Genomic DNA, 1,190 nt, shown 5'->3' with positions numbered 1-1,190 from the left:
CGAGAACGTCACGCCGCTCGGCTTCGAGATCATCCGGGCAGTGGATGCTCGTGACGCCGTGCGCGGAGCCGACATCGTCACCACCTGCACGGCAGATAAGGCGAACGCGACGATCGTCACCAACGACATGATCGAGCCGGGCATGCACCTCAACGCGATCGGTGGTGACTGCCCCGGCAAGACGGAATTGGATGCGGCCATCCTGCGCCGCTCGGACGTCTTCGTCGAGTTCCCCGAACAGACCCGCATCGAGGGCGAGATCCAGCAGGTCGAGGCGGATTTCCCCGTGACCGAACTGTGGCGGGTGCTGGTCGGTGAGGCTAGCGGTCGCACCAGTGCCGAGCAGGTCACGGTATTCGACTCCGTCGGCTTCGCAATCGAGGACTTTTCCGCACTCCGTTACGCTCGCGACGCCGTCAACGGCACCGGATTCTTCACCGAAGTCGACCTGATAGCCGAGCCCGCCGACCCGAAGAACCTGTACTCCCTGGTTGCGTCCGCGGCCGTCGTTCCCGCCTGAGCCCAACTCTTCCACTGATGAGCGTCCAGAGCCCGTCAGCCGTTGTGCTGATCCGGCCTCACCATTTTGGGCCGAACCCGGCAACAGCCGTTGACAATGCCTTCCAGTCCATCGATCCCACCCGCGACGCCGCGGCGATCGCTCGGGATGCCTACATCGAGAGCACCCGGCTAGCCGAGGCGCTGGAGGGAGCGGGCATTCAGGTGCACCTCTTCGAAGACACCGAGAGCGTGCGCCCAGACAGTGTGTTTCCGAACAACTGGTTCTCCACACACCCCGGCGGTCGCGTAGCGGTGTTTCCGATGTATTCCCCGAACCGGCGCACCGAGCGTCGAGCCGATATTATCGAACTGCTGAAAGAGCGGTTCAGGGTTCAGGACATCATCGACTTCTCGGGGCTCGAACAGGATGGCCTCTTCCTCGAGGGCACGGGCGCGATGGTGCTCGACCACACGAATCGGGTTGCCTATGCCGCCGCCTCCCACCGCGCGGATCCGCTCGCGCTGGAGAGGTTTTGCGCGACCTTCGGCTACGAGCCCATGATGTTTGCGGCAAGCGACGGTCGAGGCATCCCGATCTATCACACCAATGTCATGATGTGCATCGCCACCGACTTCGCGCTCGTGGGGCTGTCGCTCATCGTTGACCAGCGCCGTCGTCAGGAAGTCGC

At 63.6% G+C, this 1,190-nt stretch carries 1 protein-coding gene and 1 pseudogene; both read left to right on the top strand.

All coding sequences use genetic code 11. From position 1 onward, the window contains the following. Positions 1-520: pseudogene (locus RMN95_RS09085) on the top strand (ornithine cyclodeaminase); the annotation flags it as partial. A 17-nt stretch (positions 521-537) separates the two neighbouring features. Then, positions 538-1,190 (top strand): arginine deiminase-related protein (locus tag RMN95_RS09080; protein WP_309616609.1); only part of this gene is annotated, 653 nt, incomplete at its 3' end.

The organism is Salinibacterium sp. (assembly GCF_031364185.1).
Lineage (GTDB): Bacteria > Actinomycetota > Actinomycetes > Actinomycetales > Microbacteriaceae > Rhodoglobus.
This window is presented reverse-complemented; position numbering and strand designations above follow the sequence as displayed.